Source organism: Enterocloster lavalensis (genome assembly GCF_046603895.1).
GTDB lineage: Bacteria > Bacillota > Clostridia > Lachnospirales > Lachnospiraceae > Enterocloster > Enterocloster lavalensis.
Window position 1 is genome coordinate 4342869 of record NZ_CP176637.1, and the last position, 23622, is coordinate 4366490.

A 23622-nucleotide genomic window follows, 5' to 3' on the forward strand; every position below is an offset into this window, starting at 1 on the left:
AAAAGATGAACGGATTCCCGGAAGGTTTCCTGTGGGGAGGCGCCACGGCCGCCAATCAGTGCGAGGGCGGCTGGGACTTAGACGGCAAGGGCGTGTCCTGTGCGGAAATGTGCACCAACGGCGCTCACAAAAAGCCCAAGCGGATCACCAGAACCATTGAGCCGGATGCGCTTTATCCCACCCACGACGGAATTGATTTTTACCACCACTACAAGGAAGACATCGCCATGTTTGCGGAGATGGGCTTCAAATGCTACCGCTTTTCCATCAACTGGACCAGGATTTACCCCACCGGCTTTGAGGAGATTCCCAACGAAAAGGGCCTGTTGTTTTACGAAAATGTCATCGACGAGTGCCTGAAATACGGCATCGAGCCGCTGATCACCTTAAGCCACTATGAGATGCCCTTTGCCATGTGCCGGGAATTCAACGGCTGGGCCGACCGCCGGGCCATTGATTTGTTCGTCAAATACGCGGGGACGGTGCTCAGACGCTTCAAAGACAAGGTGAAATACTGGCTCACCTTCAATGAAATCAACTGCGGCATGCTTCCCATGGGCAATTTCATGAGTCTGGGAATCCTTCACCCGGGGACGGAGGACATTCTCCACCAGGTGGACGTGCCTCAGGACCGTTTCCAGGGATTGCACCACCAGTTTGTGGCCAGCGCCCTGACGGTCAAAATGGCCCACGAGATCGATCCGGATTACAAGGTGGGCTGCATGATCGCCTATATGCTGAGCTACCCGCTGACCTGCGATCCCGGAGACGTGGAGCTGGCCAGGGAACGCAACACGGTGAATAACTACTACTGCTCGGACGTGATGGTGCGGGGAGCGTACCCGTACTTTGCGCCCCGGGTGTGGGAGGAAAATGGTATTGAGCTGAACATAACCGATGAGGACCGGGAAATCCTTAAGGCTGGCACAGTGGATTTCTACAGCCACAGCTATTACATGAGTATCTGCGCCAGCTGCGACCCGGAGAAGGACAAAGCCAGCGGCAACATTCTGGGCGGGGCCAGGAACCCCTATCTAAAGGCCACGGCCTGGGACTGGCAGATCGACCCCACCGGGCTTCGCATTATGTTGAACGAGGTTTACGGCCGGTACGGCATCCCCATCATGGTGGTGGAAAACGGCCTCGGCACCCGGGACACGGTAAATGAGGACGGCAGCATCGACGACGACTACCGCATCGACTATCTGAGGGACCACATCAAGGCCATGGAGGAGGCGTTAAGGGACGGCGTGGAAATCTGGGGCTATACTCCCTGGGGCTGCATCGACCTGGTGAGCAACGCGGACGGGGAGATGGCCAAGCGCTACGGCTTTATCTATGTGGATAAGCAGGACGACGGCGCCGGCAGCTACGCCAGAAGCCGGAAAAAGTCATTTTACTGGTACAAAAATGTGATCGCCACCAACGGCAGGGATCTGGGAGAGGAGGTAAACGCAGGATGAGCGGCTTTCCAAAGGATTTTTTGTGGGGCGGAGCGCTGGCGGCCAACCAGTGCGAGGGAGCTTACCTGGAGGACGGCAAGGGTCTTAGCGCAGCGGACGTGGTGCCCGTGGGGCCGGAGCGCTTTAAACAGATTTCTCTGGACATCGACCCGGAACAGTATTACCCCTCCCATGTGGCTATTGACTTTTACCACCATTATAAGGAAGACATTAAACTGATGGCGGAAATGGGCTTTAAGGCGCTGCGCACCTCCATTTCCTGGGCCAGGATTTACCCCACGGGGGAGGAGGACGAACCCAATGAGGCGGGGCTGAAATTTTACGACGACCTGTTCGACACCTTACTCAGCTACGGTATCGAGCCGGTGGTGACCATGTCCCACTACGAGTCGCCATTGGCGTTGACAAAGAAATACAACGGCTGGGCGGACCGGCGCCTGATCGGGCTGTTTGAGAAATACGCCCGCACCATTTTTACCCGTTACCGGGACAAGGTAAAATACTGGATGACCTTCAACGAGATCAACAACGTGATCCGGCTGCCCTATCTAGCCGCCGGGGTGGACGTGACGGGGCTGGACAACTGGATGCAGGCCGCGTTTCAGGCCGCCCACCACATGTTCGTGGCCAACGCGGGCGCGGTGAAGCTCTGCCGGGAAATCTGCCCGGAGGCGAAGATCGGCTGCATGCTGTCGCTGTCCAACACCTATCCGGCCACCTGCCACCCCGAGGACGTTTTTCAGACCTACGAGCTGCGCCGCCGGTCCCTGCTGTTCTCCGACGTGATGCTTCGGGGAAGTTATCCGGGCTACGCCAGACGTTTGATGGACTCTTACGACGTGACCCTGGCCGTGGAGCCGGGGGATTTGGAGCTGATCAGACAGTATACCAACGACTATCTGGCCTTCAGCTACTACCGGACCACCACCTACAGTCACGGAGGCGCGCTGGAATTCAACACCGGCGGAGGCTTCGGGCAGGAGAATCCCTACCTGAAGAAATCGGCCTGGGGCTGGCCCATCGATCCCACGGGCTTCCGGTATACCTGCAATGAGCTGTACGACCGCTACCAGGTGCCGCTGTTTATTGCGGAGAACGGCCTGGGCATGGCGGATGAGGTGAGCGGGGACGGATCGATTCACGACCCGGAGCGCATGGAGTATCTGAGAGATCATGTCCGTGCGCTGGAGGAAGCCATCGGGGACGGCTGCGACGTGTTCGGCTACACCTGGTGGGGGCCCATCGACATTGTCAGCGCGGGCACCGGGGAAATGAAAAAGCGTTACGGTTTTATCTATGTGGACCGGGATAACGACGGAACGGGCAATCTGGAGCGGAGAAAGAAGGACTCCTTCGCCTATTATAAACAAATCATTGAGACCAACGGGGCGGCGGCCCGCGAACCGCTGCCGTTGTCATGACATAACAGTTCGATGGCGTATTGAACAGGAACGGGGCCGCCTGGGATATAAAAGCGGCGGCCGCATACAAATTGCCGGGCCGGCGTGCCGTATAAAACCGGGCGCGCCGGTCTTTGTGCGTTTGGGTTTGTGTGTACCCATCGATTTTAAACGGCCTGCCGGGAAAACGGTGGAAAATGGAGGAAAGCAGGGAAACGGCAATGGAGACAGTTTTGGTGAAAGCGCTCAGCTTTATCCTGATCATTTTGTGCGCGTATGCCTTGAAACGGGCGGGGATATTTTGTAAGGAGGACAACCGGATTGTGATGAAGCTGATCCTCAACGTCACCCTTCCGGCGGCAGTGGTCGCCGGTTTTGGTGGTTACACCCGGGATCTCTCCCTGGTACTTGCCGCGTTTCTGGGTTTCGGGCTCAATGTTGTCATGATGCTTGCCGGGTATCTGGCCGCCTATCGGAAGAGCCGGGAGGAACAGACCTTCAATATCGTGAACTATTCGGGCTATAACATTGGCACCTTCGCCATGCCTTACCTGCAAAGCTTTCTGGGCAACGCGGGGACCATTGTGGCCTGCATCTTCGACGCGGGAAACGCCCTGATGTGCACCGGGCTGACCTACGCCTTTGCGGCGGGTTTCTGCGGAAAACAGGTGGAGCAGGGCCTGGGGGCTTTCGCAGTCCGCCTGTTCGCCTCCGTGCCTTTTGACGTCTATGGGATCATGCTGGCGCTGTACGTGCTGGACGTACATTTGCCGGAGCCGGTGTATCGGATCGCCTCGGCCTTTGGGAGCGGAAACGCGTTTCTGGCCATGTTCATGATCGGTCTGGCCTTTGAGTTGAAGCTGGAGCGGGATCAGGTGCGGGACGTTGCCCGGGCGCTGATCATCCGCTTCGGCTGTGCTGCGGTCTTCGCCCTGGGAATCTATTATCTCACGTCCTGGCCCCGGACAGTTCGGCAGACCCTGGCGCTCATCGTGTTTGCCCCTGTCTCCGCCATGACGGTGATCAATACCCAGCGCTGCGGCGGGGATACGGAGAAGGCGGGGGTGATCTCGTCCCTGTCCATTCTGACGGGGATTATCGTGATCACATCGCTGGTGATCCGGTGGAATTTATCGCAATAAGGGAGGCTGTTTATGGAGCTTGTAGTGCCCACATGTGAAAAGATAGGGGAAATGTTTATACTGATTCTGGCCGGGATTCTCAGCTGCAAGGCCGGGCTTCTGGACGAGGCCATGAGTAAGAAGCTGTCCAATCTGCTGCTGATGGCGGTCTGCCCCTGTCTGATCATCAACTCGTATCAGATTGATTACCGGCCGGAGCTGTTTACGGGGCTGGTGCTATGCCTGTTGTTCTCGGGGATCAGCTTTGCGCTGGACGTGCTGGTGGCCCATGTGGTGATCCGGCCGGATTCCGGCCGGGACGAGGCCATCGAGCGCATGGGGATCATCTATTCCAACTGCGCGTTTATCGGCATCCCCCTGGTGGAGGGCGTGCTGGGAAAGGAAGGGGTGTTCTATGTCACCGCCTATCTGACGGTGTTTAATACCCTGGTGTGGACTCACGGGGTGTCGCTGATGCGCGGAAAAGGCACGCTGCGGGAGAGTCTGGGGCATCTGAATACGCCCACGATCTACGCCATCGGTCTGGGGCTGCTGCTGTTTTTCAGCCAGATCCGGCTTCCGGCTCTGCTGGCCGGACCGGTGGCCAGCTTAAGCGCCCTGAATACGCCGCTGGCTATGCTGATCGCCGGGGTGAACCTGGCGGGATCGGATATTTGGGGTAGTATGAGGAATCCACGGATCTATTGGATCGGCTTTGTGAAGCTGATCATTATCCCTCTTGTAACCCTGGCCATGCTGATTCTGCTGCGGGCCGACCGTACCGCCGCCTTTGTGGTGTTCATCTGCGCCGCCTGCCCTACGGGGGCTATGACTACGCTGTTCGCTCTGAAATATAACCGCAACGCACGATATGCCTCTGAGGCGTTTTGCAGCACTACGATCTTTTCTTTGATTACGATGCCGGTGTTGACGTTGTTGGCGGGGGTGGTGTTGTGAGGAATGTTCCTCTCGATGAAATGTATTCCTTCGACTATGAAATCGGTAGTGGAACTACTGATAAAACTACCGAAAACACTACCGATAAAACTATCTATAAACTACCGATAAATTTGACGCTGACAGAAAAAAGGATACTAGAAGAAGTCAGGGTGAATCCTGGTATTACACAGACGCAACTTGCAATGAACATTGGAATCACGACAGATGGAGTACGCTACGCAATCAAAAATCTAAAATCAAAGGATATTTTGAGCAGAATTGGATCGCGAAGGAATGGAACCTGGACAATCTTATCAAAATAGTAAATAGTCAGATAAATCTGCAAAAAATTGCTCTGCTGATAAGCGTTTACAGTACATATACTCCTACAGCCAGAGCAATTTTTTATGATAGAACAAGGGAGAAACGAGGTTCCTCACCCCACCACCCTCCCCAAAATCTCCCCCGCGCTCAACCCCGAACAGATTTTCCCATCCACCATCACATTCGGCGCGGTCCGGCATGACTTCAGGCAGGACCGCGTGCTCACCTTGACGTTCCCGTCGGCGGAGATGCCGTCCGGTCCGGTCTTAAGCCTCCGCCTCAGCTCCTGCAATACCCCCATGTTCCTCCCGCCGCAGTTCTTCCCAAGGCAGACCACGATCTCGTGGCGGTAGGGCGCTGTTTTCAGGCTGGGGAAGCGCTTTAAGATGGCCCGCATTGTGGACTCCTTCACGCCCGCCGTCTCCGCCGCTGCCGCCAGAACACCCGGACTTAGATACCCCTGCACATCCTGCAGCTCCCGCAGCATTTCCACCACTGTCTCCTGCGCGCCCCGGTCCCCGCGACCTCCATAGTAATCCAATATCTCCTTGATCTGAACGTCCGCTTCTCTATTTTCATCGTGATCCATCGCGGTCCATACCTCCTTCTTCTATAAAAAGATTCCATTTTCATATCGTTTGTCCCGTGGTAGCTTTTTATACCTCACATTCCTCCGCGCTCCCGCCATAACAGCATATCACACGTTCCCCCAACCCTGTCACAAAAAAAGTTTGAAATCCGCAAAAAAATAGTTTGAAACACCGGCAAAACACAGCGCTATTTCCAACCTCCCCAAAATATTTAAAAAATCTTCTAAAAACCTCTTGCCAAACCTATTTTGATGTGGTACTATCTGCTTAACAGCTTAATATATTAACCTATTAATCGGAACACATATAGAGTTCCGGGCCATAAAGGGGGATGAGGGATTCCGCTGAACATGCTGATTTTAGGGGAAAAGGAGCCATTTCCGATTGAAGAGAGAGGGAAAACTTGATATGATAACAACAGATTATTATATTAACCAACTAAGTGATAAAAAAGGAGCGGTTCGTATGTCAATTCCAAAATATCAGCAGATCAAACAAAACTTACTTTACGAGATCAACAACGGCAAATTCCAGCCGGGGGATAAGTTTTACAGTGAGGCGGAGCTGAAACGCAAGTACAACGTCAGCGGGATCACCGCGATCAAGGCATTACAGTGCCTGACCAACGAGGGGTATCTGGTCAGGTATCAGGGAAAGGGCACCTATGTGTCCAAGGCGAAACGGGGCAAGATTGTGAAGTTCTCCGACATTGAGAAGTACAAAGACGGGGCCGAGCGGACGGAAGTGCTGGAGATCCGCAGGATGAAGGACCCGCGGATCGCGGCCCAGCTGGAGCTGGAGCCGGAGGAGGAATTCTACCACATCAAGCGCCTGCGCCTGGTGGACGACAAGCCCATTTTCGTGCAGAACAGTTATGTGATCACCGAGTTTATCCGGGAGGAGGACGCGAAGGACAAGGAAAAGTTCACGTCCATCTACGGCAAGCTGCGGCAGGACTTTGGGATCGACCTCTATCAGGCGGATTCCAAGGAGATTACGGAGATTGTATTTCCGGCTCCCGAGGAGGAGAGCAGGCTTTTGGAGCTGGACGGCAGAGAGCCCAGCGCCTTTATCCGGAGGTACACCTACCTGTTCGACGGAAGAACCATTGAATACATTGAAGGCTACAAGCGATGGGATTATTTCAGCATTGAAATTGAACCGATTTGATTCCGGTGCGCCGCACCGGCATGGAGGAAGCGTATGGAATTGTTATTAGTCTCTCACAGAGGGATTGCGACGGGAATGAAGTCCGCGGTTGCCATGGTCATGGGCCCGGTTGCGGACCAGATCACGACCATGGAACTGACGGAGGAAGAGGGAATCGAGCGTTTTGCGGAGCGTCTGGAGGAATATCTGACCGGCTGGCTGACGGAAGGCAAGAAGGGCCTGATCTTTGCGGACCTGCAGGGCGGCACCCCCTACAACCGGGCGGAGCTGCTGCTGGCCAAGCACGGCCTCAAGAACCGGGCCAAGGTGATCAGCGGCCTCAATCTGCCCATGGTGGTGGAAGCGGTTCTGCGGGACATGGACGTGTGCAGCGCGGATGAGCTTTCCGGCCTGGTGCAGGCCGCAAGAGACAGCATTGTGTGTATGGACCTGACCGCCCAGGCGGCCGGATCAGATGATGAGTGACAGGGAGGAATAGACAATGACAATACAGTGGTGGCAGATTCTGCTGATTACGCTCTACGCGGGATTTGCATTTTATGACGGCAACAACACAACCTTCGGAACGGTAAAACCCACCATGGCGGGATTCTTCGCCGGCCTGGTGCTGGGAGACGTGACCACCGGCCTGGTAGTCGGCGGTACGCTGAACCTGCTGGTGCTGGGAATCGGCAACTTCGGCGGCGCTTCCATCCCGGACTACATGACCGGCGCGCTTTTGGGAACGGCCTTCGCCATCCAGAGCGGACAGGGAGCCGAGTTCGGCGTGACCCTGGCTATCCCCATCGGCCTTCTGATGATCCAGCTGGACATCCTGGCCAGATTCTCCAATACATACTTCCAGCACAGAGCGGAGCGGCTGGTTGAGAACGGAAATTTTGAGTCCGCGGCGCGGATGAACCTGCTGGGCCTGATCCCCCAGTCCATCTCCCGTATGCTTCCGGTATTCCTTGCCCTGGTGTTCGGTTCAGACTTCGTAAATCTGGGGGTGAACCATCTGCCCATGTGGCTGATGAACGGCCTGAAGACCGCCGGCGGAATCCTTCCTTCCCTGGGTATTGCGATCCTGCTGCGCTACCTGCCGGTGAGCCGCAACATTTCCTACCTGATCGTGGGATTCGTGCTGGCGGCCTACCTCAAGGTTCCGGTGCTGGGCGCGGCCCTGGTGGGTCTGGCGTTCGCAATCTTAAGCTTCCAGTCCGAGAAGGACGAGACGCCCGCAGCGGCGCAGGTTACAGTAAATGCAGGAGGTGAAATGGGCGATGAGTAATACGAATAACGGTTTGACAAAAGAGGGAAAAAGCGTATTCTGGAGATGGTATTTCCTGGGAGGCGCAGGCTGGAACTATGAGAAAATGCAGGGTCTCGGCTACTACTTCAGTATGCTGCCCATGATCAAAAAGCAGAAGGACGAGGAGGCGCGCAAAACCTTAGCCAAGACCGAGCTCCAGTTCTTCAACACCAACAACACCATGGCTCCCATCATCATGGGCGTGGACTGCGCCCTGCAGGACCAGACGGGAGCGGAGGCCGCGGACACTATCGCAGCCTTAAAGACCGGTATGATGGGCCCCCTGGCCGGAATCGGCGACACCTTGTTCCACGTGATCCCGTCCACCATCATCGGCTCCATCGCCTCCTATATGGCTTTAGAGGGAAGCCCCCTGGCTCTGGTGCTCTGGATCTTCTTCGGCCTGCTGCGCATGTTCTGCATGAAGAATTTCTTCTCCCTGGGCTACCGGGAGGGCGCGAAGATCGTCAGCGAGATCGGAAACCGCCTGAAAAAGATCACCAAGGCGGCCAACATTTTAGGTATCACCGTGATCGGCGCCCTGATCCCCTCCGTGGTCAACGCCCGGTTCGCCTACGAGTTCTCCTGGGGCGAGGTGAGCATTTCCGTCCAGGAGCTGGCAGACAAGATCATGCCGTCCCTGGCCCCCACCCTGGTGGTGTTCTTCGCCTACTGGATGCTGGGAAGAAAGAAAATGAACTCGACCAGAGTCACCCTGCTGCTGGTGGTGGTTGGCATTCTGGCCTACAACCTGAAAGTATTTGCTTAATGTTCATATAAAGAAGGAGGAAACACAATGAAAGGATTCGTACACATTCGGATTGACGACCGCCTGATCCACGGACAGGTGGCCACCCGCTGGTCCACCGGACTGAAGGTAAACCGCATCATGGTCATCGACGACGCGGTGGCTGCAAATGACAACGAGAAGGCGATTCTGCGCATGGCGGCCCCCGCCGGCGTCAACACCTCCATTCTGCCCCTGGAGAAGGCTGTGGCCAACATCCAGAACGGCAACTACGACGGCCAGCGCGTGATGCTGATCGTGAAGAGCCCCGTAACCCTGGTGAAAATGCTGGAAATGGGCGTGCAGCTGCTGCCGGTGAACATCGGCAACATGTCCAACCGTCCGGGAACCACCCAGTACAAGAAGTCCGTCAGCATGACCCCCGAGGAGAAGGCCGCCGTGGACCGGCTGCTGGCCGCCGGAATCAAGGTGACGGCTCAGATGGTGCCCGACGACCCGGCCACGGGAATCGAGAATTTTTTCTAACCCGCGGTAACGCGTGAGACGGTAAAAGAGAGCGGCGCGGACGCTCTTTTTTATCAGGAAAACGCAGACAAAGAGGAGCGTTTATGAGAGAAGAGAAGCTTACATGGATGGCGGAGGAGCTGGACCGTATCTGCGGCGTACTTAAGCGGAACATGGAGCGGTACGGCACGGATTTCCCGTCGGCCTGCGCCACCGGCGGCAAGTACCGGATCAAGAAAAACGATGACTGGACCAACGGCTTCTGGACCGGCATGCTCTGGATGGCCTATCTGCACACCGGGGATGAGGCGTTTAAAACCCTGGCCCTGAAGAACACGGACAGCTTTAAGCAGCGCCTGGACGATCACTTCGTCCTGGACCACCATGACATCGGATTCCTCTACAGCCCGTCCGTGGTGGCGGCTTATCGCATCACCGGCGACGAGGGCCAGCGGGACCTGGCCGTGAGAGCGGCGGACGTGCTGGCGGCCCGTTTCCAGGAAAAGGGCGGTTTCATCCAGGCCTGGGGCAAGTCCGGGGACCCCAAGGAATACCGCCTGATCATCGATTCCCTGTTAAACCTGCCCCTTCTGTACACGGCGGCTGAGATCACCGGGGAAGCCCATTACCGGGAAATGGCGCAGCGCCACTATGAAAATGTGATCCGCCTGATCATCCGGGAGGACGGCTCCACCTACCACACCTACTATTTTGACAGCGAAACCGGCGCGCCCTCCCACGGGGCCACCCACCAGGGCTACAGCGACAGCTCCTGCTGGGCCAGGGGGCAGGCCTGGGCCATTTACGGCATACCGCTGCACGTCAGGTTTTCCGGCCGGGCCTTTACACAGGAGGAGCAGGAGCGCCACGACCGGGTGGTGCGGTATTTCCTGGAGCATCTGCCCGCAAGCGGCATGCCCTACTGGGATCTGGTGTTCAAGGATGGGGACGGCCAGCCCTGGGACAGCTCGGCACTGGCCGTGGCGGCCTGCGGCATGCTGGAGATGGGCGACCGGGAGAAGGCGGAGGAAATGCTAAAGACCTGCCGCGATCTGGCCTCGTCTGAGGCAGAGCCGGACAGCGAGGGCCTTCTGCTTCACGGCGTGTACGCCTATGGGGAGAACAAGGGCGTGGACGAACCGAACCTTTGGGGAGATTATTTCTATATGGAAGGCCTGATGCGGCTGGCGAACCCGGATTGGATCCCGTTTTTGTGACAGGAGAGAGACAAACCATGAGTAGATTTGAGATCAATGAAGCGTTTTGCCTGGACGGGCAGCCTGTGAAGCTGCTCTCCGGCGCGGTCCATTATTTCCGCCTGATGCCGGAATACTGGGAGGACTGCCTTTACAACTTAAAGGCCATGGGGTTCAACACCGTGGAGACCTACATCCCCTGGAACATCCACGAGCCGGAGGAAGGGGAGTTTGACTTCTCCGGCAGCCGGGATGTGGCGGCCTTTGTGCGCCTGGCCGGGGCCATGGGGCTGCACGTGATCCTGCGGCCCAGCCCCTTTATCTGCGCGGAGTGGGAGCTTGGCGGTCTTCCCGCCTGGCTGCTGCGCTACCCGGATATGAAGGTGCGGACCAATACCCCCCTGTTTTTGGAAAAGGTGGAGGCCTATTACCGGGAGCTGTTCCGGCAGATCGCGGACCTTCAGATCACCCGCGGCGGCCCCGTGATCATGATGCAGGTGGAAAATGAATACGGCTCCTTCGGCAACGACAAGGAGTACCTACGCCAGATCAAGTCCCTGATGGAGCGCTTCGGGGCGGAGGTTCCGTTTTTCACCTCGGACGGCGCGTGGGACGCGGCGCTGGAGTCGGGAAGCCTGATCGAGGACGGCGTGCTCGCCACCGCCAATTTCGGCTCCCGCTCCGATGAGAACATGGACGTGCTCGAGGCATTTTTCAAGCGCCACGGGCGCAGATGGCCTCTCATGTGCATGGAGTTCTGGGACGGCTGGTTCAACCGCTGGAGGGAGAAGATCATCACCCGGGACGCGGAGGACCTGGCCATGGAGGTGCGTCAGCTCTTGGAGCGGGCCAGCATCAACCTCTACATGTTCCAGGGCGGCACCAACTTCGGGTTTTACAACGGCTGCTCCGCCAGGGGATACACCGACCTGCCCCAGATCACGTCCTACAACTACGACGCCATCCTGACCGAGTGGGGACAGCCAACGGAGAAGTTCTATCAGGTCCGGGAGGTGATCCGGGAGCTGTTTCCGGAGATTCCCACCGGGGAGCCCAGGGTGCATGAGCGGGCCGCCTATGGAAAGGCGGAGTTGACCGGAAAGGTATCCCTGTTCTCCTGCCTGGACGATCTGGCGGAGTGCCAGAGAAGCGCTTACCCCATGACCATGGAGGAGGCGGGAAATGGTTACGGCTACATGCTGTACCGCACCCAGGTAAAGGGCTACAACCGGAAAATGAAGGTGAAGGCGGTTCAGGCTTCGGACCGGGTGCAGTATTACCTCAACGGCGTGTTCGAGGGAACCCAGTACCAGAACAATTCCGGCGAGGAGCTGGAGCTGTTCTTCGGCCCGGAGAACCGGCTGGACCTGCTGGTGGAAAACATGGGCCGGGTGAACTACGGCTACAAGCTCCAGGCCCCCACCCAGCGCAAGGGAATCCGGGCCGGCGTCATGGTGGACATCCACTTTGAGAGCGGCTGGGAGCAGTACGCGCTGCCCCTGGACAACGTGGAACAGGTGGATTTTGAGAAGGAATGGATTCAGGACACCCCGGCGTTCTACCGCTACGAGTTCCAGGTGGATCAGCCAAAGGACACCTTCTTAAACTGCCGGGAGCTGGGCAAGGGCGCCGCCTTTATCAACGGCTTCAACCTGGGCCGCTACTGGTCCGAGGGCCCGGTGCAGTACCTGTACATACCGGCCCCGCTGCTGCGGGAGGGCAAAAATCAGCTGGTCGTGTTCGAGACCGAGGGAAAGACGGCCGGGGCGCTGTGGCTGGAGGAATGTCCGGTGTATGTGGAATACGAATAGAATTAATATGGAAACGGCGGCGGGTCATCGGTTTGATGGGCCGCCGTTTTTTGCGCTGTGACGAAATAGCTGTGATAAAATAACCGGCCATGTATTCCGCGCGCCCGGAGTTTGTGGTAGAATGGGGAAATACGGAATATAAAGGAGGTGCAGGCACATGTTTCGCTATGCGCATACGAATATGATCGCCAGGGACCACAAAAAGCTGATCGCCTTTTATAAAGAAGTATTTCACTGCCGGAGCATTGGGGAGACGAGAGATTTGCGGGGGGAGTGGCTGGATAGGCTGACCGGACTTTCCGGCGCGCATATTGTAGGGGAACACCTCTGCCTGCCCGGATACGGGGAGGACCACCCGACACTGGAAATATTTTCCTATGATCATATGGAGGAGTCGGACCCGAAAATTAACCGCTGCGGATTGGCTCATCTGGCCTTTGAGGTGGACGATGTGGAGGAGACTTTAAAGCGGGTACTGGAGAACGGTGGAGGGCAGATCGGGGAGCTGGTGACGGCGGAGTACCCGGGCGGAAAGCGCGCGGTTTTTGTCTACGCGTCGGACTGCGAGGGAAATATTCTGGAGCTGCAAAGCTGGTCCTGACCGGGACGGGGCGGCTGTTTTCTGTGTCTGAAAAGGGAGAACGGCGGCAGGAGTCCGGCAGAGGAAGCAGCAGCAGTAATGAAAGATAAGAGGAAATGGAAATGAAACCGGTATTGGAACAGGCGACCGCGGCGGACCTTGACGAGGTTGCGTTGCTTTACGACAGTATCAACCGTTATCTGGCGGACCATACCAATTATCCCGGCTGGAAAAAGGATGTCTATCCGGCCCGGGAGGACGCCGAAAATGGGGTGAACCAGGAAACCCTGTACGTGCTCCGGCGGGATAGCCGCATCGCCGGGACCGTGATCCTGGAGCACAAGACGGAACCAGCTTACGGGACGGTGGACTGGGGTCTGGACCTGACGGCGGAGGAAGTGATGGTGGTGTACACCCTGGCCGTCCACCCGGACTTTTTGGGCACGGGGATTGGCAAGGCGCTGATGGAGGCCGTCATTGCGTTTTGCCGTGAAAAACAGGTGAAAGCGATCCGCCTGGATGTTTATGAGAAGAACAGCCCCGCCATCGGGTTATACAAGAAATACGGTTTTTCGTACATCGGTATGGTGGATTTGGGATACAGCCATTTCGGGCTGGATCAGTTTGAGCTGTATCAGAAAATTTTGTAAAATATTGGGAAACAAGAAAAACAAAACAGGGATGGAATCCGCTTTGATCCAGCGGATTCCATCCCTGTTTTGCGTGGTGTGCGGGGGAGATTTTCGGGCCGTCCGTCCCCCTCACCCCACCATCGCGCTTCGCCCTTCCACTTCCTCCGCCACAAACTGATACCCCATGCCCCGGATATTTTTCAAATACACCGGGTGGCCGGGCGAGTCCTCGATCTTCATGCGCAGGCGGCGGATGTGGACCATGATGGTGTTGTCGTCCACAAAGTCGTCGTTCCACACGTAGCGGTAGATCTGGTCCTTGGTCAGAATCTTGTTCTGGTTGCTGAGGAAATACTTCATGAGCAGGCATTCCTTGCCGGAGAGAAAGATTTCCTCACCCTGCTTAAACAGGCGCATCTCGTCGCAGATATAGCGGAACGGTCCGGCGATAAGCTCGTTGGCGTGGCCGGACAACAGGCTGGACCTGCGCAGGCAGGCTTTGACTTTGGCGCAGAGCACCATGGTGCTGAAGGGTTTGGTGATGTAGTCGTCGGCCCCGATTCCCAGTGCCAGAACCTTATCCACCTCCGCCTGCCGCCCGCTGAGTACGAACAGGGGCGTTAAAATGCCGTTGGTCCGCAGATGGTGGATGACCTGAAATCCGTCCATGTCGTCCATCATCAGATCCAGGATAATCAGGGAATAGGGATTGGACATGGCCATGCGGACTGCGGCCACCCCTCCGTCCGCCTCCTCAGTGGAGAGTCCCTCGCTTCCCAATACGCGGCAAATGATGCGCCGCACCGACGGATCGTCGTCCACCACAAGTATACGGTTATTTTCCAAGATACTCCCCTCCTTTGATGCTGCCCGCCGTCCATCTGAAAATTACGCGCCCGCCCGTGAGCGGTAGGATTTTTCTTCAGTTTGGACACGGCGGCTGTATTTCTTAACGCTATTATAACACAAACGGCAGGGGGATACATCCCGTTTTATTTACCTTACAGAAATTTAAGAAAACCCATTCGATCAGTTAAGATTCATAAAGTAAGATTGGCTCAGAACGAAAAAATGTGCAGAATGCACAGATATTTAAAAGCGGAAAGAGAGGAAATGGTATGAAGAAAAGGTCTGTAATGAAACGTCTGGCAATGACAATGGCGGTGCTTATGACAGCGGCGGCAGCGTCCGGCTGCGGTTCCAGCTCCGGCGGAGGCAGCACCACGGCGGCGCCGGCGGCTCCGGCGGCCACAGAAGCGGCGGGGAGCGAGGCGGCCGGAGGCGAGGCTAAGGAAGCCGATACCCAGGCTGCGGCCGACGACTGGAAGTGGGAGCGCAAGGTCACCATCGTCTGCCCATGGGGCGTAGGCGGCGGCGCGGACGGAACGCTTCGTCCCCTTCAGCCGATACTGGAAAAAAATCTGGGCGTGCCGGTTGAAATCGTGAACGTGGAGGGCGCAGGCGGCGCCAACGGCATCGACTTTACCTACAAGCAGCCGGCCGACGGTTACACCTTTGTGCTGGGCACACAGTCCCACATCATGCTGGACCTGCAGAAAATCCTTCCCGTGGACTTTAAGCAGGAATTCCGCCCGGTTTCCAAGCTGGTTCACTCCATCAACATCATTGCCTCCTCCAAGAAGGCAATGGAAGGAAAATATACCAATTTCGACGAGTTCGTGGCATATGCGAAGGAACATCCCCAGGAGCTGACCTGCGGAATGCTGACCGCAACCGGCGCTGACTCCGTATCCTTAAAGCAGACGCTGGCCGGCGGCCTGGGCTGCGGTATCACGGAAGTAGAGCAGTATGTGAAGATCGTCAACTACTCCAGCGGCTCCGAGTTGAGCTCCGCCATGGTGGGCGGCCACATCAACATCAATATCACCGGCGCTGACGAGATCAAGGGTCTGATCGAGTCCGGCGACATTGTTCCCTTAATCTCCATGTCCGAGAACCGCATGTCCTCCTTCCCCAACGTGGAGTGCACCGGGGAACACGACATCGATTCCTACGTGGGAACCTGGCGCGGTATCTTCTGCCGCAAGGACACCCCGGATGCGGCTGTGGATTCCATGGCTGCGGCTCTGAAAACAGCCTGGGAAAGCCCGGAATACCAGGAATTCTTAAAGAACGCCAGCTATCTTGACCGTGAAGGCTACGCGGATGCAGCGACTTTCCAGAAGCTGATCGACGAAGAGTACGTGACCTTTGAGGATTATCTGAAGGGAGCGGGTTTAATCAAGTAAGGACTCAGGAAGGAGCAATCAAATTATGGCACTGGAATTGATCGTCAACCTGTTATTGCTGGGATTCTCCATATTTTGTTACTTCTACGTGGGAGCCACCATGCCAGTCTCCGCCGCCAATGAACTTGGCGCGGAGCAGTGGCCCCAGGCCCTGCTGCTGCTGTTGATCCCGGCCATTTGCTGGAACATTTACAAATTTTTCAAACGGAACCGGAAAGAGGACGTGGCCGCTTCCTTTAAGGACTTCTTCCCCTCCATCGTCCGCCTGGTGAAGAGCAAGCTGTTTTTCGGCATGGCGTTGGTGGTGATCATGGCGCTGATGTATGAGCCGGTGGGATTTATCGCCACCTGTCTGCTGTTCCTCATCGCTTACGGGCTGCTCCTGGGACAGCGCAACATGGTGCTGCTCCTGGTGACCTCTGTGCTGATCACCGTGCTTCTGTACATCGGATTCGCAGTATTCCTGGGAGTTATGCTTCCCAGAGGACAGGTGCCGTTCCTGCGGAATTTCGCCCTGTTTGTGGAATCCCTGATCCCGGCGGTTTAAAGGAGGTGCCAGAATGCTAGACTTATTGACCAGCGGACTTTCGGTGGTATTTGCGCCGAAAATGTTTTTACTGCTTATTTTCGCCGTTTTCCTGGGGACTCTGTTCGGCGCTCTGCCGGGCGTGTCGGCCACCATGGCCGTAACCCTTGGGATTCCCTTCACCTATCGGATGACTCCGGTGGACGCCATCGCCTTTCTGGTGGCCATCTACTGCGCTTCCGTTACCGGCGGGGGCATGACGGCCATCCTGTTTAAAATCCCCGGCGTGCCCTCCAGCGCGCCGACCACCTACGACGGCTATCCCATGGCCCAACGGGGCGAGGCGGGCAAGGCCCTGGGCGTGCAGCTGATCTGTTCGGCCATCGGCGGTGTGTTCGCAGCCATCTGTATGCTGCTTTTAAGCCCGCAGCTGACCCAGGCGGCCTTAAGCTTTGGCCCCTCCGAGCTGTTTGCCATCTCCTTTATGGGCCTGTCCATTCTGACCAGCCTGGAGACGGACAATATCTGCCGCACCATTATTTCCGGTCTAATCGGCCTGCTGCTTGCCTGTATCGGCTTAGACCCCCTGCTGGGAGTGCCGCGCCTCACCTTCGGAACCCGGTTCCTGACCTCGGGCATCGAGATGATCCCGGTGATGATCGGATTCTTCGCCGTAACCGAAGTGTTAAAGCAGACCAACAAACCCGCCAAGCTTCAGGCGGTGGGGGACAGCAAGAAGAGTGTTTCTGCCAAGATGCCTTCGATAAAAGAGCTGCTCTCCGTCAAATGGATTATCGCCAGATGTTCCGTGCTGGGCACCGTGGTGGGAATTCTGCCGGGAGCCGGAGCGACCATCGCCTCCTTCCTGTGCTACTCCACGGAGCAGAAGCTGTCCAAACACCCTGAGAAGTTCGGAACCGGCTGTATCGACGGCATCGCCGCCCCTGAGGTGGGAAACAACGCCGCCACCGGCGGTTCCATGGTTCCCCTGCTCTCCCTGGGTATCCCCGGAGGAAACGCCGCAGCCATCATGATGTCCGCCCTGGTGTTGAAGGGCGTTACCATGGGTCCGCTGCTGCTGGTGAACCAGCCCCAGTTTTTGGCGGCTACGTTCTCGTCCATGATGGTAGCCAACATTATCATGGTGTTTGCAGCGATTGTGATCGCAAAGATATTCGTGCAGATTTTAAAGGTGCCCTACAGCATCCTTGGACCGACCATCATCATGATGGCAACCATCGGCGCCTACGCGACCAAGAATACGGCGGTGGACGTAATCCTGATGGCCATCTCCGGACTGATCGGATTTGTATTTGTAACTTGTAAATTCAACAGCTCCGCCATGATTCTGGGGCTGGTGCTGGGCGTGATCTGCGAATCCAACCTGCGCCGCGCCTACACCATTGCCGCGGGCAACAGCCTGTGGGAGGAGACGGTTAACATCTTATCCCGGCCGGTGACGGGGATCATCCTGATCATCTGTCTGGTGGTGCTTTTAAACCCGGTGGTGAAACCGCTCATCCGGAAAAAGAAAAGCTGACCTGTGACGGGCCTGACGGGGCATATCTTGCCGCCGCCGGGCCCGTATTTGCAATGAGGCGGAGGCCGGTTAAGGCGCTGTCGGCCCCGCGCCCGGCCCTATAAGGAGAATATTGATGAAACAGAGCGTATTGAGAGCAAGAATCCCGTTAAAGTATGTAAAGCCCATCTGCATCGCCGCCGCTCTGGCCGGAATCCTGTTCCTGGCCGCAGGCCTGTGGCTGGCCGGACTCTGCATGCTGCTGGGCTCGTATATCCTGGAAAAGAGCTCCTACCGCTGCCCCCACTGCGGCCGCAAGCTGGACATGAAATACCCGCTGCCCAAAGGCTCCTGCTGCCCGTTCTGCCGGGGCGGGCTGCGGAAATAGACGGGGATTTTCCAGCGGACGGCAGCCGGGCCGCCCTCAGGCAGGGGCTTCTCGAAAGGCGGCATACCGATCTCCACCCGGACAGGGGGGCTTCCCGGAAACCGGGATCGATGGTATAATGAAGAGATAAAATCATACCGGGACCGGCCTGACCGGGCCGCGGATTTCGTAAATACGGGGGAACAAACATGAAGGTGTTGTTGGAGGAGAAGAGGAAAATCATTTTGGCGCTGTTGATGGGAGCTGCGCTGCTGTTTTTCGCCGGAATCATGTACAACACCTACGACGCGTACACCAAAATGGTGGTGGAGCAGCAACAACAGCATTTGCTTCTGATCTCCCGGGCGGTGGCCCAGAACATGGAGCTGTACATATCCGACCAGCTGCGGGACATCCGCAGCGTGACCCAGACCCCCGGCTTTCTGGAATCCATGGAATATTACTATACCGTGGGCGAGACGGCCCGGATGAAGGAGTATATCTTTTCCTACATGCAGTCCCACCAGCAGGACCCGGTGCGGATCTATGTGCTGGACCGGTATGGACAGGAGATTTTCCACTACAACCAGTATCCCTTTAGCGGGGAGCTGGACGAGGAGGCCCTGGGGCTGGCCGAGTCCGCCAGAAAGCGTGAGAGCGGGATCGGAAACGTGTTCCCCATCGACGAGCAGCGCTGTGGCATGACACTGGTCACCAACGTTTACGGCGGAAACGGATATCTGGGCACCGTGATCAGCGTCATGGATCTGGATGTGCTCTACAAGCGGTATGTGGCTAACCTGAATTTCCGGGATCAGGGCGATATTGTGGTGAAGGATGGGGACGGGAACATTATCATGCACCCGGATTCCCGGATGCTGCAATTCAATTATGAGCGGGATATCCCGGAGCTGGATTCCATGCCCCAGTATGAGAGCCTGCGCCGGATGCTGGAAAAGCAGTACACCTACGAGGAGGGCACCGCGGTGTACGACTCCTACTCCGGCGGCATTCTGCCCAGGGAGCAGGTGATCGCTGCCTTCTCCCGCATGAATTTGAGCGGAAATTCCTGGTACGTTTCCACGGCAATGCCCTATTCCAAGGCGGTGGAGCTGCAGAACAACATGTTAAAGCGCTTCGGCCTGCTGGCGGCCACCGTGCTGTTTCTGGTGATCGCCGCCGGGACCATTATCTACCACCTGCTGCGCAACCGCCAGAAGCTGAGGCTGGAGACCAAGTATTTAAAGGAGATCAACAGCACCCTGGAGGAACTGCACCAGAGCCGGGAGGAGGCGCGCCATTACCAGAAGTTGACCACCATCGGCACGCTGGCCGGGGGCATCGCCCACGAGTTCAACAATCTTTTGACGCCCATTTTGGGGTATTCGGAGTTTTTGGAGGAACAGCTGGGCAGAAAGAGCGAATATTTTGAGGACATTGCGGAGATTCACAAGGCGGGAACCCGGGCCAAGGAAATCGTGGAGCAGATTCTGCCGTTCAGCCGCAAGGAGACGGACACAGCCTCCTTCAAGTCCGTGAATCTGGATGTGATCATCCGGGATGCGCTGAAGATGATCCGGCTCATTATTCCCTCCAACATCCGGCTGGAGGAAAAGCTGGACGACGGAAATGTAAACGTCTACGGCAACGCCACCCAGCTGCACCAGGTGCTGTTAAACCTCTACTCCAACGCCTGTCAGGCCATGGAGAAGGACGGCGGCCTGCTGTCGGTGAAAACCAGGCGCATCAGCCGGGAGGAGCTGCCGGAGCACTGCCGGGAGATGGCGGACGGGGACTATGTGGAGATCGCGGTGTGCGACACGGGCTGCGGTATGAGCGAGGAGGTCCTGCACCAGATTTTCAACCCGTTTTTCACCACCAAGGAGGCTGGCGAGGGCACCGGGCTGGGGCTGTCCGTGGTCAAGGACATTCTGATCAACCACAGCGGGGCCGTGAGCGCGCAGAGCAGGCCCGGGGAGGGAAGCTGTTTCTACATTTACCTGCCGGTGACCATCGGCGTCTGCGCGGTTCAGATTCAGCGTCAGCCGGAGAAGCGGGAGGAGGTCAAGCAGATTTCCATCGCCCTGATCGACGACGAGGAGAGCGTGGTGAAATATCTGCGCAAGCGCCTGGAACGGCGGGGGTACCATGTGGACGGCTACACGGACCCGGAGGAAGCGCTGGAGGATATGGTAAACGGCCGGATTCACTGGAACGCCGTGATTGTGGATTACATGATGCCCGGGATCAAGGGAACGGCCCTGGCCCAGAGGATGAAGAAGCTTCAGCCCTACCTGTGCGTGATCATGATCACCGGCCTGGTGGACCGGGAGGCCCTGGAGCTGCGCCAGGACGGGCAGATCGACAACATCCTGATAAAACCGGTAAATTTTGAAGAGCTGGTGGCGGCCATCGACAAGGGATACCGCAGGCAGCTGGACATGATCGAGTATTAAAAGGCGGAGAGGGTTATGAAAAAATGGACACGATGGATTTTGACGGTTTTACTGGCTGCGGCCCTGGTTGGCTGCGGCAGGGAGAACCAGGAGCAGGAGGAGAGAACCTACCCGCGGGAGGCGGTGGAGCTGATCGCGCCCGCGGGGCCGGGGGGAGGGTATGACCTGACCGTGCGCGCCATGGCCCAGTGCCTGCAGGAGACGGGGCTGGTGAGCGTGCCTCTGCCGGTGACCAACAAGCCCGGCGGGGGTGGAAGGGTGTGCCTGGAGTACATGCACGAGAAGCGGGGCAGCAGCGACATGCTGGTGGTCTACTCCCCGCCGCTGTGCCTGATCAATCTAAACGGCAGCACAGAGCTCAACTACCGGGAAAACACCACGCCCATCGCCAAACTGGCGGTGGATTACGGCTGCTTTGCCGTGCGGGCGGATTCCCCCTATCAGACCTTAAACCAGGTCATGGACCAGCTGAAGGCGGACCCCGGATCGGTGAAGGTGGGAGGCACTTCCTCCGAATACTCCATGGACCACGTCCAGTTCCTGAAAATCGCCCACGCGGCGGGGGTGGAAGCGCTGCAGGAGATTCCCTATGAAGGGTTTGAAAACGGCGGCGTGCTGGCCCAGCTGATGGGAGAGCGGGTGGATGTGATGAGCGCGGGGATCAGCGACGTTTTAGGGCTGGTGGAGAGCGGGGACATCCGGGTGCTGGCCGTGACCTCGCCCAACCACCTGGAAGGGGAGGCGCTCTCGCAGATTCCCACCTGCCGGGAATTGGGAATCGACGCGGATTTCAGCAACTGGCGGGGGATTTTCGGACCTGAGGATATGCCCGAGGAGGCGGTGGAATACTGGGGGGAGACGCTTTGCAAGATGGCGGGCACCAAGGAGTGGGCCGCCGCCTGCGACCGGTACGGCTGGACCGTGGACTACCAGGGGAGAGACGGTTTTTGTAAATTTTTGGATGAAGTCAACGAAGAGTACGCCCAGCTTCTGGATGAAATCTGGTGATTTTCTCGTTCACCGGCGTTTGACTTTCGAACATTTTTCGCATAAAATGAGAACAGATTGGGGACACTCTGGCCAAGAGTGTCCTTTAGCTGTGAGAAGGGAGATTATAAAACATGAGCAAGGCATATGAGGAGTTTAAAACATACCTGGACCGGGCGATGGCGCTGAAAACAGCCATGACCCTGTTCGAGTGGGACAACGAAACATTGGCGCCAAAGGAGGCGGGGGAGCTGACCAGCAACGTGATCGGCACCCTGTCCGGCGAATATTTCCAGGCCATAACCAACGACCGGATGAAAGCGCTGGTAAAGGAATTGCAGGCGGAGCAGGGACTGGACGAGGTCCAGGCGGCCAACGTCCGGGAGGTGGCGGACGAGCTGGAACAGCTGGACTGCATTCCGAGGAACGAATATGAGGACAACGCAAGGCTGGTGGCCAAGTCCACGGCCGTGTGGTCCAGGGCAAAGAAGGACAACGATTTCGACAGCTTCGCGCCCACCCTGAAGAAAGTGATCGAGTATCAGAAGAAATTCGCCGGTTACCGGGCAAAGGACGGACAGAGGCTCTACGACGTGATGCTGGACACCTACGAGAAGGGTTTTAATATGGAAAATCTGGACCGCTTCTTCGGCATCCTGAAGGAGGAGCTGGTGCCGTTTCTGAAACAGGTGACGGAGAGCAAAAAGAAAATCGACGACGGCTTTTTGACCGGCGATTACCCGGAGGAGAAGCAGGAAAAGCTGGGGCGTTTCCTGGCCGGATACGTCGGCTTTGACTTTGATAAAGGTGTGATGGCGGTCAGCGCCCATCCCTTTACCACCAACCTGCACAACAAGGACGTGCGAATCACCACCCATTACACGGACCGTGTGGACAGCTCTCTGTTTTCCGTGATCCACGAGGCCGGACACGGCATCTACGAGCTGGGAATCCGGGACGATCTGACCCTGACGCCGGTGGGCCAGGGGGCCAGCATGGGTATGCATGAGTCCCAGTCCCGTTTCTTCGAAAATATCATCGGCCGCAGCCCCGCCTTCTGGGCGCCCATCTACGGAAAGGTCCAGGAAATGTTCCCGGATCAGATGGGGAACGTGGACTTAGATCAGTTTGTGGAGGCGGTCAACAAGGTGGAGCCGGGCCTGATCCGCACCGAGGCAGACGAGCTGACCTACAGCCTTCACGTGCTGATCCGCTATGAGATCGAGAAACAGCTGATCGAGGAAGACCTGGACGTGGAGAAGCTGCCGCAGCTCTGGGCCGACAAGTACGAGGAATACCTGGGCGTCCGCCCGGAGAATCCCGCCCAGGGCGTGCTGCAGGACATCCACTGGTCCCAGGGCTCCTTCGGCTACTTTCCGTCCTACGCCCTGGGCAGCGCCTTTGGAGCGCAGCTCTACTACCACATGAAACAGGAAATGGACTTTGAGGGCTTGCTGGAGCAGGGCAAGGTGGATGCGATCCGGGAGTATTTGCGGGAAAATATTCACCAGTACGGCAAATTGAAGGACAGCCGGACCATTTTAAAGGACGTGACCGGGGAGGACTTTGACCCGAAGTATTATGTGCGGTATTTGAAGGAAAAATATGGAAAACTTTATGAGGTGGAGGCGTAATCGCAAGGGCAGGAGAATGGGCCCGGGCTGAAACCGGAGTATAAAAATGCCGTCCCGATACAGATTGGCGCTGCCAGTCTGATCCCCGGGGCGGTATTTTTGCGTTTCCGGGGAA

General features: G+C 57.1%; 23 protein-coding genes. 21 read left to right on the plus strand and 2 right to left on the minus strand.

Annotated elements, in window-relative coordinates:
* Window positions 1-5: 5 nt before the first annotated feature.
* The 5 genes from ACK2JC_RS19350 to ACK2JC_RS19370 all read left to right on the plus strand — a co-directional run bounded on the left by ACK2JC_RS19350 (window position 6) and on the right by ACK2JC_RS19370 (window position 5246).
* A complete protein-coding gene (locus tag ACK2JC_RS19350; protein WP_368270947.1) occupies window positions 6-1463 on the plus strand; it encodes a glycoside hydrolase family 1 protein in 1458 nt (485 codons plus the stop codon).
* A complete protein-coding gene (locus ACK2JC_RS19355; RefSeq protein WP_368270946.1) occupies window positions 1460-2884 on the plus strand; it encodes a glycoside hydrolase family 1 protein in 1425 nt (474 codons plus the stop codon). The genes ACK2JC_RS19350 and ACK2JC_RS19355 overlap by 4 nt, the downstream gene beginning before the upstream one ends.
* 200 nt (window positions 2885-3084) lie before the next feature.
* On the plus strand, window positions 3085-4005 hold the full coding sequence (locus tag ACK2JC_RS19360) for an AEC family transporter (protein WP_368270945.1): 921 nt from the start codon (window positions 3085-3087) through the stop codon (window positions 4003-4005).
* 12 nt (window positions 4006-4017) lie between these two features.
* A complete protein-coding gene (locus tag ACK2JC_RS19365) occupies window positions 4018-4941 on the plus strand; it encodes an AEC family transporter (protein WP_368270944.1) in 924 nt (307 codons plus the stop codon).
* 20 nt (window positions 4942-4961) lie between these two features.
* Window positions 4962-5246, plus strand: a complete 285-nt coding sequence (locus ACK2JC_RS19370; protein ID WP_368274743.1) for a MarR family transcriptional regulator — start codon at window positions 4962-4964, stop codon at window positions 5244-5246.
* A gap of 113 nt (window positions 5247-5359) precedes the next feature.
* On the opposite strand, the gene ACK2JC_RS19375 is transcribed toward ACK2JC_RS19370, so the two are convergent.
* Entirely contained in the window at window positions 5360-5836 is a 477-nt protein-coding gene (locus tag ACK2JC_RS19375; RefSeq protein ID WP_368270942.1) for an NAD(P)H-dependent oxidoreductase subunit E, read from the minus strand.
* Between the two features lie 466 nt (window positions 5837-6302).
* Between ACK2JC_RS19375 and ACK2JC_RS19380 the strand changes: the two genes are divergently transcribed.
* The 9 genes from ACK2JC_RS19380 (at window position 6303) to ACK2JC_RS19420 (ending at window position 13787) form a co-directional block, all read left to right on the plus strand.
* Complete coding sequence (locus tag ACK2JC_RS19380) at window positions 6303-7007, plus strand: GntR family transcriptional regulator (RefSeq protein WP_227169587.1); 705 nt, start codon at window positions 6303-6305, stop codon at window positions 7005-7007.
* A gap of 33 nt (window positions 7008-7040) precedes the next feature.
* Window positions 7041-7472, plus strand: coding sequence for a PTS sugar transporter subunit IIA (locus tag ACK2JC_RS19385; protein ID WP_118755526.1), 432 nt, complete (start codon window positions 7041-7043; stop codon window positions 7470-7472).
* 16 nt (window positions 7473-7488) lie between these two features.
* A complete protein-coding gene (locus tag ACK2JC_RS19390) occupies window positions 7489-8277 on the plus strand; it encodes a PTS mannose/fructose/sorbose/N-acetylgalactosamine transporter subunit IIC (RefSeq protein WP_411337643.1) in 789 nt (262 codons plus the stop codon).
* Window positions 8270-9067, plus strand: coding sequence for a PTS system mannose/fructose/sorbose family transporter subunit IID (locus ACK2JC_RS19395; RefSeq protein ID WP_092370248.1), 798 nt, complete (start codon window positions 8270-8272; stop codon window positions 9065-9067). The genes ACK2JC_RS19390 and ACK2JC_RS19395 overlap by 8 nt, the downstream gene beginning before the upstream one ends.
* Before the next feature lie 27 nt (window positions 9068-9094).
* Window positions 9095-9571 (plus strand): PTS system mannose/fructose/N-acetylgalactosamine-transporter subunit IIB, encoded by a 477-nt coding sequence (locus tag ACK2JC_RS19400; RefSeq protein ID WP_118755525.1) that lies wholly within the window; start codon window positions 9095-9097, stop codon window positions 9569-9571.
* Between the two features lie 83 nt (window positions 9572-9654).
* The gene (locus ACK2JC_RS19405) at window positions 9655-10767 is read left to right on the plus strand and encodes a glycoside hydrolase family 88 protein (RefSeq protein WP_368270940.1); all 1113 of its coding nucleotides are present in this window, start codon (window positions 9655-9657) and stop codon (window positions 10765-10767) included.
* Window positions 10768-10784: 17 nt separating this feature from the next.
* Window positions 10785-12557, plus strand: a complete 1773-nt coding sequence (locus ACK2JC_RS19410; RefSeq protein WP_368270939.1) for a beta-galactosidase family protein — start codon at window positions 10785-10787, stop codon at window positions 12555-12557.
* A 157-nt stretch (window positions 12558-12714) separates the two neighbouring features.
* Window positions 12715-13158: a VOC family protein gene (locus tag ACK2JC_RS19415; RefSeq protein ID WP_092370259.1), complete on the plus strand. Its 444-nt coding sequence runs from the start codon at window positions 12715-12717 to the stop codon at window positions 13156-13158.
* A 101-nt stretch (window positions 13159-13259) separates the two neighbouring features.
* Window positions 13260-13787 carry a GNAT family N-acetyltransferase gene (locus ACK2JC_RS19420; protein WP_320936742.1) on the plus strand — a complete coding sequence of 176 codons (528 nt, stop codon included), beginning with the start codon at window positions 13260-13262 and terminating at the stop codon, window positions 13785-13787.
* 111 nt (window positions 13788-13898) lie between these two features.
* Here ACK2JC_RS19420 and ACK2JC_RS19425 read toward each other — a convergent pair whose 3' ends face one another.
* Window positions 13899-14615: a response regulator transcription factor gene (locus ACK2JC_RS19425; RefSeq protein WP_092370265.1), complete on the minus strand. Its 717-nt coding sequence runs from the start codon at window positions 14613-14615 to the stop codon at window positions 13899-13901.
* Between the two features lie 272 nt (window positions 14616-14887).
* Between ACK2JC_RS19425 and ACK2JC_RS19430 the strand changes: the two genes are divergently transcribed.
* From ACK2JC_RS19430 to ACK2JC_RS19460, 7 genes are all read left to right on the plus strand, one after another.
* Window positions 14888-16018 (plus strand): Bug family tripartite tricarboxylate transporter substrate binding protein, encoded by a 1131-nt coding sequence (locus tag ACK2JC_RS19430; RefSeq protein ID WP_092370267.1) that lies wholly within the window; start codon window positions 14888-14890, stop codon window positions 16016-16018.
* A 25-nt stretch (window positions 16019-16043) separates the two neighbouring features.
* Complete coding sequence (locus ACK2JC_RS19435; RefSeq protein ID WP_118755519.1) at window positions 16044-16565, plus strand: tripartite tricarboxylate transporter TctB family protein; 522 nt, start codon at window positions 16044-16046, stop codon at window positions 16563-16565.
* Window positions 16566-16578: 13 nt separating this feature from the next.
* On the plus strand, window positions 16579-18084 hold the full coding sequence (locus ACK2JC_RS19440; RefSeq protein WP_092370273.1) for a tripartite tricarboxylate transporter permease: 1506 nt from the start codon (window positions 16579-16581) through the stop codon (window positions 18082-18084).
* Between the two features lie 115 nt (window positions 18085-18199).
* On the plus strand, window positions 18200-18451 hold the full coding sequence (locus tag ACK2JC_RS19445) for a hypothetical protein (RefSeq protein WP_227169580.1): 252 nt from the start codon (window positions 18200-18202) through the stop codon (window positions 18449-18451).
* Between the two features lie 188 nt (window positions 18452-18639).
* Window positions 18640-20886: an ATP-binding protein gene (locus tag ACK2JC_RS19450; RefSeq protein ID WP_368270938.1), complete on the plus strand. Its 2247-nt coding sequence runs from the start codon at window positions 18640-18642 to the stop codon at window positions 20884-20886.
* Window positions 20887-20901: 15 nt separating this feature from the next.
* Window positions 20902-21894 carry a Bug family tripartite tricarboxylate transporter substrate binding protein gene (locus ACK2JC_RS19455; RefSeq protein ID WP_411337651.1) on the plus strand — a complete coding sequence of 331 codons (993 nt, stop codon included), beginning with the start codon at window positions 20902-20904 and terminating at the stop codon, window positions 21892-21894.
* A gap of 113 nt (window positions 21895-22007) precedes the next feature.
* A complete protein-coding gene (locus ACK2JC_RS19460; RefSeq protein ID WP_368270936.1) occupies window positions 22008-23507 on the plus strand; it encodes a carboxypeptidase M32 in 1500 nt (499 codons plus the stop codon).
* Window positions 23508-23622 lie beyond the last annotated feature (115 nt).

Coding starts and splice junctions, on each gene's coding strand:
- ACK2JC_RS19375 (WP_368270942.1), bottom strand. CDS start 5,836: ATGGATCACGATGAAAATAGAGAAGCGGACGTTCAGATCAAGGAGATA.
- ACK2JC_RS19405 (WP_368270940.1), top strand. CDS start 9,655: ATGAGAGAAGAGAAGCTTACATGGATGGCGGAGGAGCTGGACCGTATC.
- ACK2JC_RS19400 (WP_118755525.1), top strand. CDS start 9,095: ATGAAAGGATTCGTACACATTCGGATTGACGACCGCCTGATCCACGGA.
- ACK2JC_RS19440 (WP_092370273.1), top strand. CDS start 16,579: ATGCTAGACTTATTGACCAGCGGACTTTCGGTGGTATTTGCGCCGAAA.
- ACK2JC_RS19390 (WP_411337643.1), top strand. CDS start 7,489: ATGACAATACAGTGGTGGCAGATTCTGCTGATTACGCTCTACGCGGGA.
- ACK2JC_RS19360 (WP_368270945.1), top strand. CDS start 3,085: ATGGAGACAGTTTTGGTGAAAGCGCTCAGCTTTATCCTGATCATTTTG.
- ACK2JC_RS19350 (WP_368270947.1), top strand. CDS start 6: ATGAACGGATTCCCGGAAGGTTTCCTGTGGGGAGGCGCCACGGCCGCC.
- ACK2JC_RS19385 (WP_118755526.1), top strand. CDS start 7,041: ATGGAATTGTTATTAGTCTCTCACAGAGGGATTGCGACGGGAATGAAG.
- ACK2JC_RS19455 (WP_411337651.1), top strand. CDS start 20,902: ATGAAAAAATGGACACGATGGATTTTGACGGTTTTACTGGCTGCGGCC.
- ACK2JC_RS19370 (WP_368274743.1), top strand. CDS start 4,962: ATGTATTCCTTCGACTATGAAATCGGTAGTGGAACTACTGATAAAACT.
- ACK2JC_RS19450 (WP_368270938.1), top strand. CDS start 18,640: ATGAAGGTGTTGTTGGAGGAGAAGAGGAAAATCATTTTGGCGCTGTTG.
- ACK2JC_RS19355 (WP_368270946.1), top strand. CDS start 1,460: ATGAGCGGCTTTCCAAAGGATTTTTTGTGGGGCGGAGCGCTGGCGGCC.
- ACK2JC_RS19430 (WP_092370267.1), top strand. CDS start 14,888: ATGAAGAAAAGGTCTGTAATGAAACGTCTGGCAATGACAATGGCGGTG.
- ACK2JC_RS19415 (WP_092370259.1), top strand. CDS start 12,715: ATGTTTCGCTATGCGCATACGAATATGATCGCCAGGGACCACAAAAAG.
- ACK2JC_RS19380 (WP_227169587.1), top strand. CDS start 6,303: ATGTCAATTCCAAAATATCAGCAGATCAAACAAAACTTACTTTACGAG.
- ACK2JC_RS19435 (WP_118755519.1), top strand. CDS start 16,044: ATGGCACTGGAATTGATCGTCAACCTGTTATTGCTGGGATTCTCCATA.
- ACK2JC_RS19395 (WP_092370248.1), top strand. CDS start 8,270: ATGAGTAATACGAATAACGGTTTGACAAAAGAGGGAAAAAGCGTATTC.
- ACK2JC_RS19410 (WP_368270939.1), top strand. CDS start 10,785: ATGAGTAGATTTGAGATCAATGAAGCGTTTTGCCTGGACGGGCAGCCT.
- ACK2JC_RS19420 (WP_320936742.1), top strand. CDS start 13,260: ATGAAACCGGTATTGGAACAGGCGACCGCGGCGGACCTTGACGAGGTT.
- ACK2JC_RS19460 (WP_368270936.1), top strand. CDS start 22,008: ATGAGCAAGGCATATGAGGAGTTTAAAACATACCTGGACCGGGCGATG.
- ACK2JC_RS19445 (WP_227169580.1), top strand. CDS start 18,200: ATGAAACAGAGCGTATTGAGAGCAAGAATCCCGTTAAAGTATGTAAAG.
- ACK2JC_RS19365 (WP_368270944.1), top strand. CDS start 4,018: ATGGAGCTTGTAGTGCCCACATGTGAAAAGATAGGGGAAATGTTTATA.